The 22,311-nt window shown below is 37.7% G+C and carries 18 protein-coding genes; 9 read left to right on the top strand and 9 right to left on the bottom strand.

Annotated elements, in window-relative coordinates; all coding sequences use genetic code 11:
• Positions 1 to 83 precede the first annotated feature (83 nt).
• Positions 84 to 1,049 (bottom strand): MlaD family protein, encoded by a 966-nt coding sequence (locus C3K47_RS12265; protein ID WP_103789436.1) that lies wholly within the window; start codon positions 1,047 to 1,049, stop codon positions 84 to 86.
• 219 nt (positions 1,050 to 1,268) lie between these two features.
• A complete protein-coding gene (locus tag C3K47_RS12260; protein WP_243392546.1) occupies positions 1,269 to 2,066 on the bottom strand; it encodes an N-acetylmuramoyl-L-alanine amidase family protein in 798 nt (265 codons plus the stop codon).
• 93 nt (positions 2,067 to 2,159) lie between these two features.
• Here C3K47_RS12260 and C3K47_RS12255 point away from each other — a divergent pair, with 93 nt between their 5' ends.
• The 7 genes from C3K47_RS12255 to ilvC all read left to right on the top strand — a co-directional run bounded on the left by C3K47_RS12255 (position 2,160) and on the right by ilvC (position 12,994).
• On the top strand, positions 2,160 to 4,784 hold the full coding sequence (locus C3K47_RS12255) for a putative LPS assembly protein LptD (protein WP_133159381.1): 2,625 nt from the start codon (positions 2,160 to 2,162) through the stop codon (positions 4,782 to 4,784).
• A 249-nt stretch (positions 4,785 to 5,033) separates the two neighbouring features.
• The gene (ilvA, locus tag C3K47_RS12250) at positions 5,034 to 6,287 is read left to right on the top strand and encodes a threonine ammonia-lyase IlvA (RefSeq protein WP_103789433.1); all 1,254 of its coding nucleotides are present in this window, start codon (positions 5,034 to 5,036) and stop codon (positions 6,285 to 6,287) included.
• Between the two features lie 59 nt (positions 6,288 to 6,346).
• A complete protein-coding gene (gene ilvE, locus C3K47_RS12245; RefSeq protein WP_103789432.1) occupies positions 6,347 to 7,234 on the top strand; it encodes a branched-chain-amino-acid transaminase in 888 nt (295 codons plus the stop codon).
• 77 nt (positions 7,235 to 7,311) lie between these two features.
• Positions 7,312 to 8,991: a dihydroxy-acid dehydratase gene (gene ilvD / locus C3K47_RS12240; protein ID WP_103789431.1), complete on the top strand. Its 1,680-nt coding sequence runs from the start codon at positions 7,312 to 7,314 to the stop codon at positions 8,989 to 8,991.
• 49 nt (positions 8,992 to 9,040) lie between these two features.
• Positions 9,041 to 10,789, top strand: coding sequence for a biosynthetic-type acetolactate synthase large subunit (gene ilvB / locus C3K47_RS12235; protein WP_103789614.1), 1,749 nt, complete (start codon positions 9,041 to 9,043; stop codon positions 10,787 to 10,789).
• A 67-nt stretch (positions 10,790 to 10,856) separates the two neighbouring features.
• Positions 10,857 to 11,402 (top strand): acetolactate synthase small subunit, encoded by a 546-nt coding sequence (gene ilvN / locus C3K47_RS12230; protein WP_103789430.1) that lies wholly within the window; start codon positions 10,857 to 10,859, stop codon positions 11,400 to 11,402.
• Between the two features lie 53 nt (positions 11,403 to 11,455).
• The gene (gene ilvC, locus C3K47_RS12225; protein WP_207765291.1) at positions 11,456 to 12,994 is read left to right on the top strand and encodes a ketol-acid reductoisomerase; all 1,539 of its coding nucleotides are present in this window, start codon (positions 11,456 to 11,458) and stop codon (positions 12,992 to 12,994) included.
• 275 nt (positions 12,995 to 13,269) lie between these two features.
• Here the strand turns inward: ilvC and C3K47_RS12220 are convergent, their stop codons facing one another.
• On the bottom strand, positions 13,270 to 13,491 hold the full coding sequence (locus C3K47_RS12220; protein ID WP_103789429.1) for a PLDc N-terminal domain-containing protein: 222 nt from the start codon (positions 13,489 to 13,491) through the stop codon (positions 13,270 to 13,272).
• 141 nt (positions 13,492 to 13,632) lie between these two features.
• Here C3K47_RS12220 and C3K47_RS12215 point away from each other — a divergent pair, with 141 nt between their 5' ends.
• A complete protein-coding gene (locus C3K47_RS12215) occupies positions 13,633 to 14,892 on the top strand; it encodes a competence/damage-inducible protein A (RefSeq protein WP_103789428.1) in 1,260 nt (419 codons plus the stop codon).
• Here C3K47_RS12215 and C3K47_RS12210 read toward each other — a convergent pair.
• The 6 genes from C3K47_RS12210 to queA all read right to left on the bottom strand — a co-directional run bounded on the left by C3K47_RS12210 (position 14,873) and on the right by queA (position 20,792).
• Positions 14,873 to 15,688: a methionyl-tRNA formyltransferase gene (locus tag C3K47_RS12210; protein ID WP_103789427.1), complete on the bottom strand. Its 816-nt coding sequence runs from the start codon at positions 15,686 to 15,688 to the stop codon at positions 14,873 to 14,875. The two genes, C3K47_RS12215 and C3K47_RS12210, sit on opposite strands and share 20 nt — an antisense overlap.
• A 106-nt stretch (positions 15,689 to 15,794) precedes the next feature.
• Positions 15,795 to 17,168 (bottom strand): exonuclease domain-containing protein, encoded by a 1,374-nt coding sequence (locus tag C3K47_RS12205; RefSeq protein ID WP_103789426.1) that lies wholly within the window; start codon positions 17,166 to 17,168, stop codon positions 15,795 to 15,797.
• A gap of 237 nt (positions 17,169 to 17,405) precedes the next feature.
• Positions 17,406 to 18,074 (bottom strand): response regulator transcription factor, encoded by a 669-nt coding sequence (locus C3K47_RS12200; protein ID WP_103789425.1) that lies wholly within the window; start codon positions 18,072 to 18,074, stop codon positions 17,406 to 17,408.
• A gap of 31 nt (positions 18,075 to 18,105) precedes the next feature.
• Positions 18,106 to 18,882 (bottom strand): sensor histidine kinase, encoded by a 777-nt coding sequence (locus C3K47_RS12195; protein ID WP_103789424.1) that lies wholly within the window; start codon positions 18,880 to 18,882, stop codon positions 18,106 to 18,108.
• Positions 18,883 to 18,964: 82 nt separating this feature from the next.
• Positions 18,965 to 19,633 carry a 2-C-methyl-D-erythritol 4-phosphate cytidylyltransferase gene (locus C3K47_RS12190; RefSeq protein WP_103789423.1) on the bottom strand — a complete coding sequence of 223 codons (669 nt, stop codon included), beginning with the start codon at positions 19,631 to 19,633 and terminating at the stop codon, positions 18,965 to 18,967.
• A gap of 109 nt (positions 19,634 to 19,742) precedes the next feature.
• Entirely contained in the window at positions 19,743 to 20,792 is a 1,050-nt protein-coding gene (gene queA, locus C3K47_RS12185) for a tRNA preQ1(34) S-adenosylmethionine ribosyltransferase-isomerase QueA (protein WP_103789422.1), read from the bottom strand.
• 176 nt (positions 20,793 to 20,968) lie between these two features.
• Here queA and C3K47_RS12180 point away from each other — a divergent pair, with 176 nt between their 5' ends.
• Entirely contained in the window at positions 20,969 to 22,219 is a 1,251-nt protein-coding gene (locus C3K47_RS12180; RefSeq protein ID WP_103789421.1) for an ABC transporter permease, read from the top strand.
• The last annotated feature ends 92 nt before the right edge of the window (positions 22,220 to 22,311 follow it).

Here is a 22,311-nt window from a genome sequence, read left to right as displayed (position 1 = left end):
GGTTCACTGAATTGATCAATGAACCGTTCTCGAATTTTTTAGACGGAAGTTAGTTTTACTTTGTACTTCTAACTAAATACCTTTTATTTCTTGATTACGGTATCCGCTTCGTTATAAGTTTTTTGTTTTTTACCAAACATTGAGAAGTGAACATAACGTTTTGGATTTACACGGAAATCAACCATCAGTTTATCTAAGTCTGCCGCGGTTTTATTCAAATTATTGTAAAGCTTATCATCATTCAATAATAAACCAATCGAGCCTTCACCTTTTTGAATTTTTGCCATAATTGCACTAACCGAATTCATGGTTTTATTAGCATTTAACAACGTTTCCTGAAGGTTAGCTTTTGCTACCTGATCGGTGATATTATCTATATTAGCTAAAGCAGCGCTAATATGGTCGTTATTGTTTTTCAGGTTGTTAGTGATAGCCTCAACATTGGTCATTATGGTGTTCAGGCGCTTTGCGCTTTCATCAAATTTCGCTGAGGTGCCCTCCATGTTTTTCATTGTAATCTCAATGCTTTTGAAGCTATTTCGAACACTTTTTTGAAAGCCTGGGTTAAGGATATTATTAACCGCCGTTAAAACCGAATCGATCTTAACCAAAGCCATAGTAGCCTTATCTTTTACCGGGTTTAACGATTCCATTAACGAAGATTCAATAGAAGGCGTGAATATAAAACCCTCTTCCGCCATATCAGCTGAGTTGCCAAGTTTAAAAACTACAACTTTACCGCTTAACAGATCAGGGCTTTGGATTTCTGCAATTGAGTTTTTAGGAAGTTCGATATCGTTGGAAATATCAAATCGCGCTTTAATTTTATGATCAGGTTGAAGATCTAAACGGGCAACTCGGCCAATTTGAAAACCATTTACCAAGATTGGTCGTGAAACGGTCAAACCATCTACTCGCTCATACACCGCATAAAACTTACGGGTGCTCGAGAACACATCGTTACCACGCAAATAATTATATCCTAAAATTAAACATGTTATGGCAAGCGCTGTAAGAATGCCAATTTTAGTTTCGTTTGCTATTTTCATCAGATTTGTAAAAGAAAATTAAACAGGTTTAAATGTTATACCTCCTTAAATAGGTAGTTGCCAAGAATTAATTTGTCATTAAGCTAATTAACTTTCTTAACCTACAGGTGACAAAAGTAAGAAAAACCTTTATTCATTTACGCAGAATCTGCATTTGAGATTATATGTGTAAATAAAGGTTGTAAGGTAAGCTATTAAATTGCTGAAAATCAACTGTTGTTAGTTAGCCATTTCCAGCTCTTTTTTATACGATTTAAATGCGCGGAAAAGTGAAGCAGCTACTTCATCCTGACCGTCATCACTAGCTAAATACTTACCTTCCTCACGGTTGGATATAAATCCGGTTTCAACCAAAATAGCCGGCATATTAGTATAGCGCAACACTAAGAAACGTTCCTGGCGAACACCACGACTATAACGGTTATCATTATCCCCAAATTCGTTTTCTATTTTCGAGGCTATTGACAAACTCTTATCAAGGTTTTTATTTTGATAAAGGGAGAAGATGATATACGATTCGGGCGAATTCGGATCAAAGCCATCATAGCTTTTTTCATAATTGTCTTCTAAAAGAATTACCGAGTTTTCCCTTTTGGCTACATCCATTTTTTCCTTATTGGTTTTCGAATCAATACCAAAGGCATAAGTTTCGGTACCATAAGGCGAGCCGCTGGCGTTTGAGTTGCAATGAATCGACACAAATAAATCCGCTTTATTCCTGTTGGCAATATTTGCCCGCTCATATAATTCCACAAAACTGTCGTCTTTGCGGGTGTAAACAACTTTTATTTCAGGATATGCATTATCTATCAGTCTGCCAAATTTCAACGCAATAGACAGGGCTACTCTTTTCTCGGTGCCCCAGGCCCTGTTGGCTCCTACATCTTTTCCGCCATGACCGGCATCAATTACAATAGTTTTAAATTTATAATTACTCCGTTTTATCTTTTTATTTTGTTGGTTAACAGAGTCAAAGTTGAAGGAAGTTAAACTTATAAACAGAAACGAGAGAGTCAAAGTGTTAAAAATTATTCTCACTGCTCTAAATTTCTTTAACTTTGGGGGGCTATTAAATTCCATAATCGCAAAAATAATATTCAACTAAATATTTTGAAATTATTAAGTAAGCATTTTACACAAACCTTTACTGTTTTATTATTTCTATCCTTGATAAGCGCAATTACATCGAAGACAAACGCTTATGATAGAAAACTTCATTCGTTATCGTTTCATACTTCTGCTTTAACAGATACCATTCGAAAATCGGGTTCTAAAAAGGATTCTATTCGCATGGATACTGCCACGCAAAGAGTGAAGATTAACCCTAAGGCTGGCACTGCATTAAAATCTAAAGTTGAATATAACGCCAAGGATTCTATTCTAGCCGATATTTCAGGGAAATACCTCTATCTATATAAAGATGCAGAGGTAAAGTTTGAAGGGATGACCTTAAAGGCCGATTTTATACGTGTGGATCAGCAAACCATGATCGTATATGCAAAAGGAGCAATTGACAGTTCAGGTACCTATAGCGGTCGCCCATTTATGACGGGCGAGGGCAGCGATTTAATTGCCGACAGTTTGGCTTATAATTTTAAATCGAAAAAGGCTAAAGTTTGGTCGGGGGTTTCAAAAGAGGGAGAAGGCTTTATTAGAGGTGGACAAATGAAACTGAATGAAAACAAAGAAGGTTTTCTAAAAGGAGGAACCTATACCACCTGTAATGACCCTGATCATGTCCATTTTGGTATTAAAATCACTAAAGCCAAGGTAATGGAGAATCGGGTAGTGACCGGTCCGGCGTATATGTACATCGAAGATATTCCCACTCCATTAGTGGTTCCATTTGGCTTTTTTCCTAAAACCTCCAAACGCGCAAATGGAATAATTTTCCCATCAGTGGGCGAAGACCAGCAAAAAGGCTTTTTCCTACGCGACATGGGCTATTATTTAGGGTTAAGTGATAATATTGACGCAGCATTAAAGGCCAGCATTTTTACCAATGGTAGTTATGATTTAGGACTTTCTTCGCGTTATGTAGTTCGATATAAATACAGTGGAAACCTGAATTTTAATTATTCAAACTCACGTTATGGAGAAGAGGGTACCTCCACCTTCCAAAATACGAAAGATTTTCAGGTGATGTGGTCTCATGGTCAAAGCCGTCAGGGAACCGGTTCCAGTTTTTCAGCTTCTGTTAATTTAACATCCTCTAAATTTTATCAGAATACTGGAAATTTTGTTCCGCTGCCTAACCGATTTAATAATACGAGCAACTCTTCTATAAGCTATTCTAAAACATGGCAGGGGAAAATGCCTATAAACTTATCATCTTCGTTAAGTGCATCACAACAGTTTAATACAGGGGCTATCAATTTAACACTCCCAACCTTAACGTTGAATGGAATTCAGTTTACTCCATTTGACTCGCCCAGAAGAATAGGACCGCCAACTTGGTACAGCAAAGTGAGATTGACCTACGGTATGGCATTAAGTAATACCGTTAACACCTACGATAGTTTATTGTTCAGTTCAAGTGCGCCACCTGAGCATCAGTTTAAAACACTGGTTAATCATACGGCAAGCCTGCAAACCAGTTTTAATGTGCTGAAATACATAAACATTAGTCCAAACATGCCATATACCGAAAACTGGTATTTCAGAACTATAACAAAAGAATACAATGCGGGTAATGATCAGGTAGAAACCACTTATCATAATGGGTTTAAAGCCGAAAGAAGTTACGCTCTGAGTGTTGGAGCTTCAACAACTTTATACGGTATGGCACAGTTTAAAAAAGGTGGTATAAAAGCCATTCGTCATACCTTGCGTCCAAATGTCAGTTATAGTTATAAACCTGATTTTTCGGATCCTAAATATGGGTACGTGAAAACGTACACTGATAAAAATAATAATGAAGTTCCTTATTCTGTATTCGAATCCGGTTCATCGAGTTATGGCCGTAGCAGTGTAATTGGTTTCGGATTGAGTAATAACCTTGAAATGAAGGTGCGTTCAGCTAAGGATACAGTGAATGGAGAAAAGAAGATATCCATTTTAAATGAATTAAGTTTGAACTCGAGCTATAATTTTGCTGCAAAAGAATTTAATCTTGCGCCATTTTCATTAGCCGGTTTCACTAATTTATTTAAAACTATAAATTTAAACTTTGGGGCCTCACTTGATCCTTATGCTGTTAATGATGAAGGTCAACGGATCAATAAATTCTCTATTAATGAAGGTGGACCATTGGTAAATCTGACTAATGCTAACATTTCTTTAAGTGCCAATTTTAACTCAAAGGCTAAAAACCGTCCTCAATATACAACTCAGCAGCAGCGAGATCTTTACCTGGTTGATCCAAATCCAAATAATTTTATTGATTTTAACATTCCCTGGAATGTGGGCATAAACTATGCGTTTAACTATTCACGTTCGTATTCAAATGGGAACAGATTTAATAACTTCTTTCAAACAATTAACGTCAACGGAGATTTTAACCTGACTCAAAAATGGAAGATCAGTGGTATGACCGGCTATGATGTATCATCACAGACAATTTCTCCAACTACTTTAAGTATTGCCCGTGATTTGCATTGCTGGGATCTGCAAGTGTATTGGGTACCGTTTGGACAATACAAACAATACAGTATTGATCTAAGGGTAAAGTCCTCAATTCTACAGGATTTAAAGCTTAGCAAGCGTCGTCCTTATTACTACGATGATGCCTATTAAGTGGGTAGACGTCGTAGAAATATTTATTTTTTTTAAACTTTATTTTGCTTCTTTATTAATATCATAATATATTCGCCTTAAGAGTTAAACAAATGAAAAATCTGAGCACTATTATTACTGTCATTATTATTATCGTGGTGATTCTTCACACATGACAGGGAAGTGGTGCACTTAAATATGTAAAGCAAACACAAACATAAAAAGAGCCGCTTCCCCCAAAGGGAGCGGCTCTTTTACTTTATCACAACTATGCAAACAACAACCTCTAACTTAACAGAGCAGGTAGTGCAGGCTGCCGAAAAACTTGATGGTGTAGCCTATCGGACGCCCCTGCAATACATTGCCCGACTATCCGAGAAATACAACTGCAAGTTGTATTTCAAACGTGAGGATATGCAGCCGGTTCGCTCTTATAAAATCAGAGGAGCTTATAATAACATTATAAATCTTGATCCCGAATTACGCGAAAGAGGAGTTGTATGCGCTAGTGCCGGAAATCACGCTCAAGGCGTTGCTTTTAGTAGTAATAAATTGAAAATCAAGTCGCATATTTTTATGCCGCAGGTTACTCCTCGTCAGAAAATACAAAAGGTTAGAAGTTTTGGTGGCGAATGGGCGAATGTTATTTTAACAGGGACCACTTACGATGAGGCCTATGAAGCGGCTAAAAAGTTTACAGAACAAAATGACCTTTCTTTTATTCATCCTTTCGACGATTGGAATACCATCTGGGGACAGGCTACTGTTTCCAGGGAAATTGATGAAGACCTGAACGATCTCGATATGCTGGTTGTTCCAATTGGTGGTGGTGGATTGGCTTCAGGAGCTGCCTTATATTTCAAGGAAAATAAACCAGAGGTAACAGTGATTGGTGTTGACCCGGCAGGTGCTCCCAAAATGGTGGAGGCTCGAAAGAATGGGGCTCCATTGAAGCTTGAATCTATAGATACCTTTATTGATGGGGCGTCAGTGAAGCAAATCGGTGAACTGACCTTTCAAATCATTAACGAGCATATAGAACAAATTTTTACTATCGAGGAGGGTAAGGTTTGTACAACCATGATCGAATTATATCAAAATGAAGGAATCATAGCTGAGCCTGCTGGTGCAATGGCAGTAGCGGCCCTTGATAAAATTGCCGATCAATTGCAGGGCAAAAATGTGGTTTGTGTGATCAGCGGTGGCAATAATGATATAGCTCGTTACCCTGAAGTTATTGAACGAAGCCTGATTTTTGAAGGTTTAAAACACTACTTTATAGTTGAATTTGCCCAAAAACCGGGTGAGCTTCGTAATTTTTTGAACGAGGCTTTGGGTCCCAACGATGACATTGTGCATTTTCAATATCTGAAAAAGACCAATAAAGAGTTTGGGCCAGCGCTGGTAGGTATTGAACTTGCTGTTAAAACCGATCTCGAACCTTTGCTCTTCCGTTTAAAACAAAACCACATCAATTATATCAACGTGAACGATCACGAAATGTTGAGGAAATACCTGGTTTAAACACTCACTCTCAACCGAATAAATTGTTATCAACTGATTTTAACCTTATAGACTGAATTATGCATTTTAATGAAAACTCAATTGTATTTTACAATGGCCAGTATTTAAACATCAAGGATGTTAAATTAAGTCCCTACAGTCAATCGTTTCACTATGGCAACAGTGCCTTTGAAGGTATAAGGGCCTATGATACAGATAGCGGTACTCGCATTTTTAAGCCTATTGAGCACTTTAAGCGCTTACATTATTCATGCAGTACACTTTTTCTCACCCTAAATTATACAGTTGAGGAGTTGACGGATATATCATATGAGTTAATTCGTCGCAATCATTTGAAAAATGCTTATATCCGTCCATTGGTTTTTGCCGGTGATAATTTATCGTTAACGCCAGGTAACAGCCATAACATTTTTATTGGTGCCTTCAGTTGGGCAGTGTATTATGGCGATCAGCAAACCCGTCTAATGACCTCCTCTTATAAACGAATTAGTCCTTCTGCATTTCATGTCGACTCTAAAGTTAATGGGCAGTATGTTAATGCAGTGATGGCCACACGTGAAGCTAAACAGAAAGGTTTTGATGAGGCATTGCTCTTAGATGAGCATGGTTTTATTGCTCAATGTGCAGCATCTAACTTTTTCTATGAAAAAGACAATACTATTTACACACCAGAGTTGGGTAGTATTTTTCCAGGCATCACCAGATCAACCGTAATTGACATTGCCAGTGATTTGGGTTATGAAGTGATTGAAAAGAAAATAAAGCCTGAAGACTTGATTGATATCGACGGTGCTTTTTCTACAGGAACTGCTGCTGAGGTTGCCGGAATAGAAAGTATTGACGGCAAAAGCTTTCGTAAAAAATGGGAAGACACAATTGGTTTCGAAATAAGCGTAAAATACAGGAAACGAGTTACTTTAAAAGAATACAAAGGTTATATCATATAAATTGAGCATCGTAAAACAAAACAATGATTGTTTAACAAACTTTCAAAGAAAACATACTTTTAGATTAAATTTTACAAATGAACAAACTAAATAGATATAGTGCAACGTTAACGCAGGATACTACATTACCTGGTGCGCAGGCCATGTTACATGGTATTGGTCTTACTGAAGAAGACATGAATAAAGCTCAGGTAGGCATTGCCAGTGCAGGTTATGAGGGAAATACTTGTAACATGCATCTGAATGATTTAGCAAAAGCAATTAAAGCTGGTGTGAAGGATAATGAGTTGGTGGGGCTTATATTTAATACTATTGGTGTAAGCGATGGTATGTCAAACGGTACGGAGGGCATGCGCTTTTCATTACAGTCGCGTGATATTATTGCCGACAGTATTGAAACCGTGGTGTCGGCACAATGGTATGATGCTGTAATTACCGTAATGGGTTGCGATAAAAATATGCCGGGTGCTTTAATGGCTATGGGCCGTTTAAATCGTCCTTCTATAATGGTTTATGGAGGTACAATTGATGCAGGTCATCATAATGGGAAAGACCTTGATATCATTTCGGCTTTTGAAGCATTAGGGCAAAAAATTGCAGGAGATATAACTCCGGAAGAATTCAAAGAAGTTGTAAAACATGCATGCCCTGGCTCAGGTGCCTGTGGGGGTATGTACACGGCTAATACCATGTCTTCGGCAATTGAAGCATTAGGAATGAGTTTGCCGTACAGTTCATCAAACCCGGCAGTAAGCAAGGTAAAGCAGGATGAATGTAAAGCTGTAGGTAAAGCAATTCGTACTTTACTGGAGAAGAACATTCTTCCAAAGGATATTATGACCGAAAAGGCGTTTGAAAATGCAATGACGATCATAATGGCTTTAGGAGGGTCAACAAACGCGGTATTGCATTTAATTGCCATTGCAAAGGCGGTTGATGTTAAACTGACGATCGATGATTTCCAACGTATTTCTGACAGAACTCCATTTATTGCTGACCTAAAACCTAGCGGTAAATATTTGATGAAAGACCTTCATCAGGTAGGTGGTATTCCGGCAGTAATGAAATATTTGCTGAATGAAGGTTTCTTACACGGAGATTGTTTGACAGTAACAGGAAAAACGGTTGCAGAAAATCTTGCAGATGTGCCCGAATTGGCGGCCGATCAGCAAATTATCGTTCCGGTTACAAGCCCGATCAAAGCAACAGGGCATTTGCAGATTTTATACGGAAACTTGGCGGCAGAAGGTTCGGTTGCTAAAATTACAGGTAAGGAAGGTTTAAAGTTCAGCGGACCTGCTAAGGTATTCAATACTGAGTTTGATCTAAATGATTCGGTTCTTTCAGGTAAGATCCAAAAAGGCGACGTAGTGGTAATCCGCTATCAGGGTCCTAAAGGAGCACCGGGAATGCCTGAAATGCTGAAGCCAACTTCATTAATTATGGGAGCAGGCTTAGGTAAAAGTGTAGCTTTAATTACTGATGGCCGTTTCTCAGGTGGAACACATGGTTTCGTAGTTGGCCACATTACTCCTGAAGCGCAAAACGGTGGTTTGATCGGACTGTTAAAAGATGGTGATATCATTACTATTGATGCCGAAAGACGAGTCTTAAATGCAGAGTTAAGCGATGAAGAGATCGCAAGCAGAAGAGCCGCTTGGCAACAGCCGGCTTGGAGAGCCACCAAAGGTACTTTGGCAAAATATATCAAAAACGTTTCTTCAGCATCTGAAGGTTGCGTTACAGACGAATTATAATATTAAAACAATTGCTCCGTTAGTCGGGGCAATGCTCAACAATAAAACTATGGGAACAACAGTTCAAAACGATACATTAAAGACAATGCAAAAAACAGCTGCTCAACGTAAAATCAGTGGATCGGAAGCCCTTATGATGGCTTTAGTTGCTGAAGGCGTGGATACCATTTTTGGTTATCCGGGTGGAGCTATTATGCCCGTCTATGATGCACTCTATGATTATCGCGATAAACTAAACCATATTTTAGTGCGCCATGAGCAAGGTGCCGGACATGCAGCCGAAGGTTATGCCCGAATTTCGGGTAAAGTAGGTGTGTGTTTGGTTACTTCAGGACCTGGTGCAACCAATCTTATCACGCCTATTGCCGATGCATTGATGGACAGCGTTCCGATGGTTTGCATTGTTGGTCAAGTGGCTAAAGCATTATTAGGAACTGATGCATTTCAGGAAGCTGATATTATGGGTATGACCATGCCGATAACCAAATGGAATTACCAGGTAACGTCGGCAGACGAGATTCCTGAGATCATTGCAAAGGCATTTTATATTGCTAAAAGCGGTCGTCCTGGGCCAGTATTGATCGATGTTACTAAAAACGCCCAGTTTGAACAACTGACCAACGAATTTATCAATGTTAAATGTAACAGTGTTCGTGGTTATCGCCCTAAATCAAACTATACCTATGAGCAGGTGGAAAAAGCGGCAGAGTTAATTAATGCTGCAAAAAAACCTTTCCTGTTTATTGGACAAGGCATTTTAATTTCTAAAGCCGAAAATGAAGTACGGGAATTGGTAGAAAAAACAGGAATTCCTGTAGCCAGCACGCTGCACGGACTTTCAGCTTTCCCAGCATCTCATCCACAATATGTGGGAATGTTAGGCATGCATGGTAACTACGGGCCAAATCTGTTAACTAATGAGGCTGATGTAATCATTGCCATTGGTATGCGTTTCGATGACAGGGTAACTGGTGATTTAAAGCGTTATGCAAAACAGGCTAAAGTTATTCATATTGAAGTTGATCCAGCTGAGATAGACAAGAATGTTAAAACGGCTGTATCGATCAATGCTGATGCGAAAGAGGCTTTACAGGTATTACTTCCGTTGGTTCGCAAAAACGATCATTCTCAATGGCATGCTAAATTCAATGAATGTTATCAGCAGGAAATAGAAAAGGTCATCCAAAATGAAATTTATCCTACGCAAGGCGGAATGCGCATGGGTGAGGTAATCAATATGATCTCAGAAAAAAGCAAGGGACAAGCAGCATTAGTAGCGGATGTAGGTCAGCATCAAATGATGGCTGCACGTTACTATAAGTTTGCGCATACCAACTCTTTCATCTCATCAGGAGGTTTGGGAACGATGGGCTTTGCATTGCCCGCAGCATTTGGTGCAAAAGTGGCGGCTCCTGAACGTGAAGTTATCGCTGTAATTGGAGATGGCTGTTTTCAAATGACCATACAAGAATTGGGAACAATTGCTCAAAATAAGCTTCCGGTTAAAATTGTGATCCTGAATAATAATTTCCTGGGTATGGTTCGCCAATGGCAGGAGATGTTCTTTGATAACCGCTATTCATTTGTTGAATTGCAAAATCCTGATTTTATCAAAATTTCTGAAGGTTTTGGTGTAAAAGCGAAAAAGATCACCGAAAGAGAAGAGCTTGATAGCGCTGTTGAAGAAATGCTTGCATCTGAAGTTCCTTACCTTTTAGAAGTGGTGGTTGAAAAAGAAGCCAATGTATTCCCAATGGTTGCCACTGGTGCAAGTGTCGATGAAGTTCGCCTTCAATAAAAGCGATAACTATCATTTAAAGTGTTTTATCAATAATTACTAATATCCCTTCAGGGGGAAGGGCATAATGGAAAAGTTATATACCATATCGGTTTTTACGGAAAATAATATCGGTTTATTGAACCGGTTAACGATCATCTTTACCCGTCGCCGAATTAATATTGAAAGCTTAACAGTTTCTGAGACAGAGAAAAAGGGTATTTCTCGTTTTACCATTGTAGTTAAATGTACCGAAGACATGAGTCGTAAACTGGTGCAACAAATTAACAAGGTTATTGAAGTGTTAATTGCCTATGCTTACGATGCTGATAATATGATATTTAGTGAGGTTGCAATCTACAAAGTGAACATTGAAGATCCTGCTAAATTAACACCTATTATCAATCTGGCTAATGAACATGGCGCCAGGGTAATGTATATGGAACCAGGGTTTACAGCTCTTGAAAAAACCGGTACGATAGAAGATCTGATGAGTTTTTATGATCTGTTAAAACCTTTTGGTTTGTTGGAGTTCGTCCATTCAGGGCGTATAGCCATTCACAAACAGCGTATTCCGGCACATGAATTATATCATGCCGAAGAATTAACCGAGTATGAGCAGGTGTTAAACTAGGTTTATACTTAACAAACAATTAAAATAAAACTTATACTAAAAGAATAAACAAAATGGCTTTAATGAATTTTGCAGATACAATAGAAGAAACAACTGCTAAGGCTAGCCGCCAAAATTATTTCAACACACTTTCATTAAGAGAAAAACTTAATCAATTGGGTGTTTGCGAATTTTTAGACAACAGCCATTTTGCTGATGGGGTGACTGCTTTAAAAGGTAAAAAATTAGTAGTTGTGGGTTGTGGTGCTCAGGGATTAAATCAAGGTTTGAATCTTAGAGATTCAGGTTTGGATGTTTCTTATGCATTACGTGAAGAAGCAATTGCTGAAAAACGCCAGTCGTGGAAAAGTGCTACCGAAAACGGTTTTGTAGTGGGTACTTATGAACAATTGATCCCTACTGCCGACGTGGTGATTAATCTTACTCCTGATAAGCAACACTCCGCTGTAGTATCGGCAGTAATGCCTTTAATGAAAAAAGGAGCAACCTTATCATACTCTCACGGATTCAACATTGTTGAAGAAGGCATGAAGATCCGTAAAGATATCACCGTAATCATGGTGGCCCCAAAATGTCCGGGTACAGAAGTTAGGGAAGAATACAAAAGAGGATTTGGTGTTCCTACCTTAATTGCTGTTCACCCAGAAAATGATCCGGAAGGTAAAGGATGGGCGCAAGCTAAAGCTTATGCCGTTGGTACCGGAGGTCACAAAGCAGGTGTGTTAAAATCATCATTTGTTGCCGAAGTTAAATCGGATTTAATGGGTGAACAAACGATCCTTTGTGGTTTATTGCAAACTGGTTCAATTCTTTGTTTCGATAAAATGGTTGAAAAAGGAGTTGATAAAGGGTATGCATCTAAATTGATCCAATACGGATGGGAAGTAATTACCGAAGCCTTAAAACAAGGTGGTATTACTGCTATGATGGACAGATTATCTAATCCAGCAAAAGTTAAAGCTTTTGAGGTTTCTGAAGAATTGAAACGCATTATGCGTCCATTGTTCCAAAAACATCAGGATGATATTATGAGCGGTGAGTTCTCATCAACCATGATGGAAGATTGGGCGAACAACGATATTAACTTGTTAACCTGGAGAGCAGCAACAGGAGAAACTGCATTTGAGAAAACGCCGGCAGCTGATGTGAAGATCTCAGAACAAGAGTTTTTTGATAATGGATTGTTAATGGTAGCTATGGTTAGAGCTGGTGTTGAATTAGCTTTCGAAACGATGGTTGAAGCTGGTATTATTGCTGAATCAGCTTATTACGAATCATTACACGAAACACCACTTATTGCCAATACCATTGCTCGTAAAAAACTGTTTGAAATGAACCGTGTTATTTCTGATACTGCTGAGTATGGTTGTTACTTGTTCGATCATGCTTGTAAACCATTATTAGCTGATTTTATGAAAACAGTGAATACCGATATCATTGGTAAAAACTACAACGACGGTAAAGACGGTGGCGTAGATAACAAAAAACTAATTGCTGTAAATAAGGCTATCCGTTCGCATCAAATTGAGGTAGTAGGTGATGTATTAAGACAAGCCATGACTGCCATGAAATCAATTACTACAGTAGCATAATTAAAGAGAGTTCCGTTTAAGCGCGGAACTCTCTTTTAATATAGAAATGGTGTAACCATTTCGATTTAATTGATAACTTCTCAATCTCAACCAATGCAAGAAATCCCCTGCTAATGCGGGGGATTCTTGTTTCAACCTACTTAAACAGCTCCTTTGTCATCTTCGGAAAAACAGCAGCACAACTGTTCCAATCAAACTAATTGTTTATTGGTGTTCATAGTTAGTTGTTGGCCAAACTGTAAACACCAGAATTAGATCGATTGAAAACTTCCGAATTAATTAAAAAGGAGTTTCTCTTTCTTATCTTGATCGTTTTCTTTTCTTACCCTGAAATAGATCAATGTTCCGATTATTGGTAAAAAGACAGATAATAAAATCCAAAAAAAGATGTTAGAAACACGATTTCGGTAGGCATCAATTGCTACCATTATTATACAGGTAACAGTTGTTATACTCACCACCACTGCAGTAAGTAAACACATAAAAAATGCAAACATTTTTAATTGGTTTTTAGTTGGTTTAATTGCAATGTTCTTGGTTTCTTTACATCTGTTATACCTTTACCAGTAATTTAAAGTTTCAATAAATAGTTTAAGTTTTAAAGTAATTCCAAATAAACTCAAAAAAATAATTAACAAATGTTAGCAGAAATAATAACCATTGGTGATGAAATACTAATAGGGCAGGTGGTGGATACCAATTCGGCCTGGATGGGACAAAAACTGAACGACATTGGAATATCCGTAAAGCAAATTACTTCAATTAGTGATAAACGCGAGGCAATACTTACGGCGTTGAATGAAGCTTGCTCACATGCAAATATTATTTTAATTACCGGTGGGTTAGGGCCAACCAAGGATGATATTACCAAACATACCCTTTGCGAGTTTTTTGGTGCCAGTTTGGTAATGAACGATGATGCCTTGAACAATGTTAAAGAAATATTCAAAAGGTTTAACCGGCCATTGATTGAGGTAAATGTTCGTCAGGCCGAAGTTCCGGATAATTGCCAGGTAATTCAAAACAAGAATGGCACGGCTCCTGGTATGTGGTTCGAATACAATGATAAAATTATTGTTTCAATGCCCGGAGTTCCTTTTGAAATGGTAGGGATGATGGAAGGTTATGTGTTACCTGAACTTCAAAAACGATTTAACATAGATACAATTTTCCACAAAACAATTATAACAGCCGGATTGGGAGAGTCATTTTTAGCCAAAGAGATCGAAGACATTGAAGACGGTCTGCCTGAACATATTAAATTGGCCTATTTGCCGAAATTAGGACAAGTTAGGTTGCGTTTAAGTGCGATTGGAACTAATAAAGAACATGTTGAAAAAGAAGTTGAGAGTGCTTCGGGGTTGATTATCAACCGGATAAAGAAATATGTTGTTGCTACTGAAGATATAACTCTTCAGGAAGCGATTTTAAACCATTTGAAAGTAAATAATCAGACTTTAACCACTGCCGAAAGCTGTACAGGGGGGTATATAGCTCACTTGATTACCTCCATACCCGGATCGTCAAATGCTTATGTGGGTGGAGCTGTTACCTATAGTAATCAATTAAAACAACAAATGATAGGAGTGAAGGCTGAAACATTGCAAGCTTTCGGAGCAGTAAGTGAACAAACCGTTACAGAGATGGCACTGGGTGCTTTGGCCACCTACCATACCGATTTTGCTATAGCCTGCTCCGGAATTGCGGGACCTGACGGAGGTACATCTGATAAACCTGTAGGTACTATTTGGATTGCAGTAGCTTCAAAAGATAAAGTGATAGCTAAAAAGTTTCTGTTTGGAAATAAACGTTTGCAAAACATTGAACGGACCGCTACAAGCAGCTTTTATATGCTCTGGAAATTAATGAACAATATAGCTACAGAAGAAATGTTGTAGAGGCCAATTGAGTTGCATCATTTTTTACCGTAATACCATGGCTAAGCTGTTCAACTTCTTTATCTGAAATAGGTAATTGTAAGCCTTTTATTACATGATTAATATGCTCAGGTGACCATTCATTCCATTTGATGAGTTGCCTAATCTCATCTGCTGATAATCTTTTGGCCCGTTTGGTTGAGCCCCGTACGGGCTGTTTTATTCTTTTTACTTTTCCTTTTTTAATTAGTTGTATTGATCGTACCAATAATTCGTATCCCAACTTTTCGCAATGCTCAATAGTTTGTAAATGTGAACTGCCATTTTTGATCTCAAAAGATTGCTGCAGAAGAATATCTCCGGAATCTTCTTTTTCTCCTAAATAGTGAATGGTAACACCGTGTATCAGGTCGTAGTCAAGGTATTGCCACATAATGGGTTGAGGGCCACGGTATTTTGGTAATAACGAATTATGCACATTGATCACACCTTTTGGTGGCAGTGCTAATAATTTTTGATCGAATAAAAATGGGCTCGAATAAGAAATGATCAAATCAGGTTTAAGTGTCTTTATCCAATCTAAAAATTCATTTTCGTTTTCTTTACTGAATATAAAATTGGGCAGCTTTTTAGCGTTTGAAAGTAGTCTTTTTACTCGAAAATAATTGTGTCTTATACTGAAAGAGAATTTGTGTCTAATCGATTGATTTTTAATGTTCTTGCACGGAAATGCGATGCCAATAAGTTCAATTTTGTCGTCGAATAGTAGCTTTTGAGCCAATGAATTGTAGCCCGAAGTAATCAATAATATTTTCATGGAGCGTAAATTTTAAGAATCAGACAGATTATTCGTGGATGTACAATAATCTTACCATAATAAAAGATAAAATCCTCTTTATTTATGCTTGAAAGGGATTTTTGTTCTAAAAATATACACTTTTCCCAGGATGGTTAAGAATGTATTGATAAATCAGATTTTTAACATAATCGAAAGAAGGGTAAGTGGTCAATGATTGCTGAAGTGACTCAAAATTGTTCCAAATGGTCTGATCATCAATAAATCCCATCCCATAAAATTCACCTTTTATCATTAATAAGCAACTCCGCTCGTTTTCCGTTCGCCCATCTTCCATTATAGCAAAGGTGGGTAAATAACTGTTTACAGAGGAAATAGCAGCATCAACGCGTTGATTGTAAATAGTAGTTTCTTCCAGTCCTTTACAAGCTCCATGGCATTCAGTTGAGCATGATTCGGCTATTTTACTCAAAAAACAGAGCTTGCTGCACAATTCATAATCGTCAATTAATTGATATAAAAACCGATACCCGTCGCTGAGCGAATTGAAAGTAGCAATTGGACGGAAATTTTTAATCTTTTTACTGATGGCCAAACGCTTATATCCATTTTGTGCATCAAATAAATACAGCCCGTATAGCTGTTCGTAATGTTTTAATGAGCGATTGTACTTTGGCCAATATTTTTTTATTTCCAGGGCTTCCAAAACAAAAGAGTACAACTCACTGCCACATTCAGTATGCGAAATGCTGAACACTTCTCTTAAAAATTCCTGTTTTTGTTGAGTGGCCTTATTATTGGTAAAATGACTCAACACTCTTTTTTTTAGATCAACAGCTTTTCCAATATAAATTATCTTTCCTTTTTTATCATAGAAATAATAAACGCCAGGTTTATTTGGAAGGCATTCGATTTGTTCTTTAGGTAAATTGGCCGGAATGGAAGCCTCTTTCGAGCCTTTTTTTAAGGATTGAACGATAAATTGATTAGCGTCATTTTCTATCAATTTAGAGAAAAGGATAGAGGTGGCATGAGCATCACCTGCGGCTCTGTGCCTGTTTTCAATTGAAATGGATAGGTGATTGCATAATTTGCCGAGACTGTAAGAAGGAAAGCCCGGGAAAATTTTACGTGAAAGTCTAACAGTGCAAAGCTTTTTCGATTGCAGTTGAAAACCGGCCCGGTTGAACTCATGATGAAGAAACGAATAATCGAAGTTTACATTATGAGCCACAAAAACTTTGTCACTTAACAATTGAAACAGCGATTGGGCAATTTCATTAAATCGTGGAGCGGTTTGTACCATTTCATTGGTAATACCTGTGAGCGACTGAATATGAAGAGGGATGGGCACACCCGGATTAACCAGTGTCTCAAACCGGTCAACAATTTCTTTTCCGTTGTGAACAAAAACAGCTACCTCAGTAATACTATTGCCGCTTGCATAACCGCCTGTAGTTTCAATATCTACAATAGCATATAGTGTATCGTTATCTCGCATACTTAAAAACTATACAGCTGCAAATATAATAAAGACTAATAATTTTAGCTTATTTGGCAAATAATTTTAGCTATTTAAAATAATATAAAATATTAATTACGTTTAAGTTATTGATTGTTAGATTGTTTAAGTTTAATAATAGCAATGTAGTTTTGGGTTAATTTCAGTTGAAATAATTCAAAAAATAAGGCCCTTCTGTTTTAGAACGGCCTTAAATCTAATTTTATCAGGTTCGGATTAATCCAGAATTTCTTCTTCGGTAATAAGCTGATTTCGCAAGGCATAAACCACAACACCTGCGGTGTTTTTTACATTCATTTTTTCCAAAATGCGCATGCGATAACCTTCGACAGTACGTTTGCTCAAAAATACTTTATCGGCAATTTCAAGGGCTGTTAGTTGCTTACAAATAAGTTTTATTATATCAAGTTCACGGTCATTGAATTCTACCTGTTGTTGTTTGGATGCCTGTTTACTTTTTGCCAGCATTTTAACTAGTTTCATTGAGGCTGCCTCACAGAAGTAGTTACCATCTTCATAAACAGTTTTTATCGCTTCAATGATCTCATTTTTGTGAGCATTTTTTAGCAGATAGCCTTTTGCTCCGGCTTCAAACATATCGGCTATCAAATTATCCTCATCGAACATGGATAAGGCAATGATCTTTACAGTAGGAAACTTGTCTGAAATGATCTTTGTAGCCTCAATTCCATCCATACCCGGCATTTTTATATCAGTAAGTACTACATCGGGATGATGAAGGTTAATTTTATTGATCAAGTCGATGCCGTTTATTGCCTGCTCAATCAAATTAAAATCTTTTTCCTTTTTTAGAACCAAACTTAGTCCGTCACGGAAGATCTCATGATCATCAGCTATAATAATTTTTATTCCTTGATCCAGCATTGGTAGGTAGTTATAGTAATCAGAAATAAAATTAGTTATTTTCCTTTTGATTAATGGGGATTTCGAAAATGAATGCAACACCTTTATTTACTTCACTTTTATGAAAAAGATGTCCTCCTAAAACTTCAACCCGACTTTCCAGGTTTTTCAAGCCCAAACCACCAGTACTGGTTACATCCTTGTTTTTCATAGCCTCAAAATCGAATCCCTTTCCATTATCGCGTGTTTGAAGCAGCAACTGTTTGTTTTCTTTACTTAGTTTTATCATCAATTGGGTTGCTCCCGAATGTTTAATTGTATTATTGATGATTTCCTGAATGATCCGGAAAACATTGATCTCCGTTTCTTTATCAATCGATAAATCGGGTGTCTCGCAACTGTAGTTGATCTTCACATTATTCTGATTGTCTGATTTGGCTACAAACTCAACAATAGCAGCATGAAGGCCTTTTCGAACCAATGTATTAGGCATTAGATTGTTTGAAATTTGCCTAATATTTTGCATAATATCATCTATATAAAGTCCTGCCTTTTGCACAATTTCATCATCATCCTTAGGTACATCCAGGCTATTTATATAGAGCTTTACAGACGAAATAAGTGGCCCAATACCGTCATGCAATTCAGAGGCAACCCGTTTACGTTCATTTTCAAGGGTGTTGATTTCAGCATTGATCCGTTCTTTTTGCAAGGCAATAAAACGGCGCTGATAGAGAATAAGTGAAACAATAAAGTAGATAATGATAATACTGAATAGCACAATGGCTATTATTATTGCAAGGTAGAGTTCTTTTTCTTTAGGATCCATAAAACGCTAAAAGCATAGGCATATGCTTCGTTTAAGCGAAATTATTAAATATATCGGATTCGCAATAGCCGCTGTATAAAAATTACAATCGGCCAATGATAGCCTCAGCAAATAAAAGATCTTCGGGATAAGTGATCTTTATGTTCTTATAATCGCCGTCAGTAAGCAATATTTTTACCCCCATGTTTTCTACAACACTGGCATCATCAGTAAACTCTTCTTTAAAATCCTGTTCGTAGGCTTTTAAGATCATTTCAGAAGTGAAGCATTGAGGCGTTTGAACAAGGTAATAATGTTCTCGGTTAAGTGCTATGGAAGTATTGTTTTCAACTTTACGTATTGAATCACGGCATTTTACAGCGGGAATAGCATTGCCGTTAAGCTGCGCGTTTTGGAAAAGGTTAGTGATAAATTGATGATTGACCAAAGGTCGTACCGCGTCATGAACAGCTACAACTCCAGGCGATTGTACATGCTCCAACCCATTTTTAACAGAATGAAAACGGGTTTTTCCACCTGGAACCAAGGTGTGAGGAGTGGTGAATTTATGTTCGTCGCAAAGTTTCTTCCAGTGATCATGGAAGTCGGGATGCATTACCAGGATAATTTTGGGTACCAGGGGCCATTGATAAAACGCTTTAATGCTGTGCATTAAAATGGGTATTCCATTGAGCTCAAGAAATTGTTTGGGAATTTGAGCACCCATACGCGACCCGGTACCTCCGGCAACAATAATGGCGTAATACGTCATTTAAAGATATAAGATGTAAGAAGCAAGAATCATGATTTCAAATAAGTAGAGTTAAGAAGTAAAAGTGATCGGTCTTACTTCTTAACTCCTATATCTTACTTCTTGTTTTCTATATGATCAACATGGCATCTCCGTAGCTGTAGAAATTATATTTTTCTTTTACAGCCACTTCATACGCATTCATAATATGTTCGTAACCACCAAATGCAGCCACCATCATCAATAAAGTTGATTCAGGAGTGTGGAAGTTAGTGATCATACAATTAGCAATACTAAAGTCATAAGGAGGGAAAATGAACTTGCTGGTCCAATCGTTAGCAGCTTTCAATGTTCTGCCTGCCGAAACAGCTGATTCAATAGCACGCATTGATGTGGTTCCTACTGCACAAATTCTTCTTTTTTGTTCCAAAGCATGGTTAACAATATCAGCATCTTTTTGCTCGATAATAAAATGCTCTGAATCCATTTTGTGCTTGGTCAAATCCTCAACCTCAACCGGACGGAAAGTTCCTAGACCTACGTGTAAAGTTACTTCTGCAAAATCAACACCTTTTAATTCAAGGCGTTTCAATAGCTCGCGGCTAAAGTGCAAACCTGCAGTTGGAGCTGCTACAGCACCTTCGTTTTTAGCGAACACTGTTTGGTAACGCTCTTTGTCTTCAGCGGTTGCTTTACGTTTGATATATTTTGGAAGAGGAGTTTCGCCTAAAATTTCAATGGCTTCGCGGAATTCTTCGTCGGTACCATCAAATAAGAAACGGATGGTGCGGCCACGAGATGTAGTGTTATCTACAACTTCGGCTACTAACAGGTCGTTGTCGCCAAAATAAAGCTTATTACCAACACGGATTTTACGGGCTGGATCAACCAAAACATCCCATAAACGCATTTCTTTATTAAGTTCGCGAAGTAAGAACACTTCAATTTGAGCACCTGTTTTTTCCTTATTGCCATACATGCGGGCAGGGAAAACTTTAGTGTTATTCAGAATCATAACATCCTTATCATCAAAATAATCCAGAACGTCTTTAAAGATTTTGTGCTCTATTTTTCCTGAGTCTTTGTGCAACACCATTAAACGAGCTTCGTCGCGAGTTTCGGAGGGTTTGTGGGCAACTAATGATTCAGGTAAATGGAAACTAAATTGAGATAATTTCATGTTATAATGATTGTTGTCTAATTAATATAGATTTTAGTAAAATGTGGCAAAGATAGAAAAAAAGTCCTATAAAGTATTGTGTAAATGCGGTTTTGTTGTACTATTTCAGATAGGGTTTAGCATAAATTTTACATTGTTTTAAATACAACCAATCGTTAATTAATTAGATTTGGTGTATGATCTATCTGCGTTTAATCAAAGAAAGCTTTGCCTTTGCTTTTGAGGCACTGAGGACTAACAAACTTCGTACCTTCCTTTCGTTGTTGGGTATTACCATTGGTATTTTAACCATTATTTCCATTTTAACTGCTGTAGATGCCTTAAAACGTAATGTTAGGGCAAGTGTTGATAAACTTGGAAGTAATACGCTGGTAATTGAGAAATGGCCTATGCTGTTTCAGGATGATTACCCCTGGTGGAAATTTATTAATCGTAAACCTGTAGATGAAAAAGACTACAATTCTTTAATGCCAAAGGTAAATACTGTAGAGGCGGCGGCTTTTTATACAGTAACAGGTGGTAAAACAATTAAATATAAAAGCAATTCGGCCGAAGGGGCTTATATGTTAGGGGTAACCTATGACATGGACAAGGTATATACCTTGGAAATTGAGCAGGGTCGATATTTTACACAAAACGAGACTAACAGCGGAAAGGCGCTTGCTATTGTGGGTCATGGTATTGCGGATGGTATTTTTAAAGGTGAAGATCCCATTGGTAAGACCATTAAAATTGGTTCGATGAAAGCTCAGGTGATTGGGGTCCTGAAAAAAGAAGGAACTTCGATCTTAAATTTTACCGAAGACGATAACTGTGTTTATATTCCATTGAACTTCGCAAAAAGCATCATAAATCCCAAAGATGAACGTAATGATCCGCGTATTATGCTTAAAGGTAAAGCAGGCATTCCTAATGAAGAGGTTGAAGCTGAACTGAAGAGTCTAATGCGCTCAATCCGCAGGTTAAATCCACAACAGGAAGATGATTTTGCAGTAAATAAGATCACCGTATTGGCTAATCAAATTGATGGCTTGTTTGCGGTAATGAATATGGCAGGCTGGATAATTGGTGGATTTTCAATCTTGGTAGGAGGGTTTGGAATCGCTAATATCATGTTCGTTTCGGTAAAGGAACGTACCCATATTATCGGTATTCAAAAATCATTGGGAGCAAAGAATTTCTTTATCCTGCTTCAGTTTTTAGTTGAGGCTATTGCTTTATGTTTGGTAGGCGGATTTATAGGAATGGCGCTAGTATTTCTCATCAGTATTGCCGCAACCCAACTCATAGGATTCGATTTTACTATTAATGCTGGAAATGTAATGGTGGGGGTTGGAATTTCATTGGTTATTGGAACACTGGCCGGCTTTATTCCTGCATTTACAGCTTCCCGACTTGATCCGGTTGAGGCCATTCGATCAAAATAAGATTTCGATATTATATTAACTATAGTTCACCGGGTCCTTTATTAGGATTCGGTGTTTTTTTATCGGGTAGTTGCAGATGATAAGGGCGCTAT

Origin of the sequence: Solitalea longa (assembly GCF_002920915.1) — a bacterium.
Classification (GTDB): Bacteria; Bacteroidota; Bacteroidia; order Sphingobacteriales; family Sphingobacteriaceae; genus Solitalea; species Solitalea longa.
Note: the sequence above shows the minus strand (reverse complement) of the source record. Positions and strands in the feature narration are given on the sequence as shown.